We start from the raw sequence: 2240 nt of genomic DNA, 5'->3' as shown, positions 1-2240 counted from the left end.
GCCGACGTCGGCCGCGCCGCGCGCTGGTTCTGCGAGGTGCTGGGCTTCGAGCTCGACTTCATCGCGGGCGAGCCGCCGAGCTACGGCCGCGTCAGGCAGTTGCCGGCCGGTGCCGGCCAGCCGATCTACCTGCGCCTGTGGCAGACCGGCGCGCGCGAGCCGCGTCCCTGGCGCGGCGAGTTCGTGATCCAGGTCGGCCACGACATCGACGGCCTGCATGCGGCCTATCTGAAGCGCGGCGTCACGGTCATCGAGGCGCCGGTGTCGCAGCCTTGGGGCACGCGCGAGTTCGCGATCCGCGAGCCCGACGGGCATGTGCTGCGCTTCTGCGGCCGCCCGTAGCGGCGGGCTCGCCAGAATTGAAACGCTTTTTTACAACTGGCCCGGCCAATTCCTGTCGATCCGGCCGGCCGTCGCTCGACGTGTCAACAGGAGCAGGCAGATTCGAGACTTCGACGCCGTTCCCGATTTACTTCCAACCCTCTAGGAGCAACGACATGCGATTCATGATTCTGGTCAAGGCCAATGCGGATTCCGAAGCCGGCGTGATGCCCAGCACCGAGATCCTCACCGCGATGGGCAAGTACAACGAGGAACTGGTGAAGGCCGGCGTGCTGCTGGCGGGCGAGGGTTTGCATCCCAGTTCGAAGGGCGTGCGCGTGCGCTGCGAGGGCCCGACCAAGCGCACTGTCATCGACGGTCCCTTCGCCGAAACCAAGGAGCTGCTGGCCGGCTTCTGGCTGTTCCAGGTGAAGTCGAAGGAAGAGGCCATCGAGTGGATCAAGCGCAGCCCGTTCCAGGAGGGCGAGATCGAGATCCGCCAAGTGTTCGAGGCCGCCGACTTCGGCGATTCGATGACGCCCGAGCTGCTCGCGCAGGAAGACCGCCTGCGCGCCGAGACCGAGGCCCGCACCAAGCCCGGCCACTGAATCCAGGAGAACCGCCATGCGATTCATGCTGCTGATGATCCCCCACGGCTACGAGAACGCCGCGCCCGGCACCATCCCCGACGACGTCGACGCGGTGTCGGCCATGATGGCCTACAACGCATCGATGCAGGAGGCCGGCATCCTGATCAGTTGCGACGGCCTGCACCCGCCCTCGATGGGCGCGCGCGTGAGCTTTCCGGGCCGCAAGCCCACGGTGGTCGACGGTCCCTTCGCCGAGGCCAAGGAAGTGCTCGGCGGCTTCTGGATCATCGACGTGCCCTCGCGCGCCGCCGCCATCGAATGGGCCACGCGCTGCCCCGGCGGCGAGAACGAGGTCATCGAGGTGCGCCAGATCCAGGAGGTCGAGGACTATCCGGCCGAGGTGCAGGCGCTGACCGCCGAGGCCTTCCCCTCGATGCAGACCCTCAAGAAGCCCGCCAACTGAGCCGGTGAGCCAGAACCCGGGCACCGCCGCGATCCATCGCACCGTCGAGGCGGTGTGGCGCATGGAGTCGGCCAAGATCATCGCCACCGTCGCGCGCATGGTGCGCGATGTGGGCCTGGCCGAGGAGCTGGCCCAGGACGCGCTGGTCTCGGCGCTCGAGCAGTGGAGCGAATCCGGCGTGCCCGACAACCCCGCGGCCTGGCTCACCGCCGTGGCCAAGCGCCGCGCGCTCGACCGCCTGCGCCACCTGCAGCTGGCCGAGCACAAGGCCGGCGAGATCGGCCGCGAGCTCGATGCGTGGCACGAGATCGCGCAGGCCGATTTCGCCGAAGCGGTCGACACCGCGCTCGACGACGACATCGGTGACGACCTGCTGCGGCTGGTCTTCACCGCCTGCCACCCGGTGCTGTCGACCGAGGCGCGCGTGGCGCTCACGCTGCGCCTGCTCGGCGGCCTCGCCACCGACGAGATCGCGCGCGCCTTCCTGGTCACCGAGCCCACCGTCGCGCAGCGCATCGTGCGTGCCAAGCGCACCCTGGCCGAGGCGCGCGTGCCCTTCGAGGTGCCGCGCCGCGCCGAGTTCGAGCCGCGCCTGGCCTCGGTGCTCGAGGTGCTCTACCTGATCTTCAACGAAGGCTATGCCGCCACCGCGGGCGACGACTGGATGCGTCCCGCGCTGTGCGAGGAGGCGCTGCGGCTGGGCCGCATCGTGGCCGAGCTGATGCCCGCGATGTCGGAGGTGCACGGGCTGGTCGCGCTGATGGAGATCCAGGCCTCGCGCACCGCCGCACGCGTCGGGCCTTCGGGCGAGCCGGTGCTGCTGCTCGAGCAGAACCGCGCGCGCTGGGACCACGTGCTGATCCGCC

The 2240-nt window shown here is 69.6% G+C and carries 4 protein-coding genes; all 4 read left to right on the top strand.

The window, feature by feature from the left end:
• On the top strand, window positions 1-342 hold a 342-nt coding region (locus AC27VN_RS39410), incomplete at its 5' end, for a bleomycin resistance protein (RefSeq protein ID WP_490880205.1).
• Between the two features lie 155 nt (window positions 343-497).
• Window positions 498-929 carry a YciI family protein gene (locus tag AC27VN_RS39405; protein WP_296800381.1) on the top strand — a complete coding sequence of 144 codons (432 nt, stop codon included), beginning with the start codon at window positions 498-500 and terminating at the stop codon, window positions 927-929.
• 16 nt (window positions 930-945) lie between these two features.
• Entirely contained in the window at window positions 946-1374 is a 429-nt protein-coding gene (locus AC27VN_RS39400; protein WP_057590661.1) for a YciI family protein, read from the top strand.
• A gap of 61 nt (window positions 1375-1435) precedes the next feature.
• The coding region (locus tag AC27VN_RS39395; protein WP_490880206.1) for an RNA polymerase sigma factor at window positions 1436-2240 on the top strand (805 nt) is incomplete at its 3' end.

The organism is Variovorax sp. 20P10.2.4, assembly GCF_058244205.1.
This window is presented reverse-complemented; position numbering and strand designations above follow the sequence as displayed.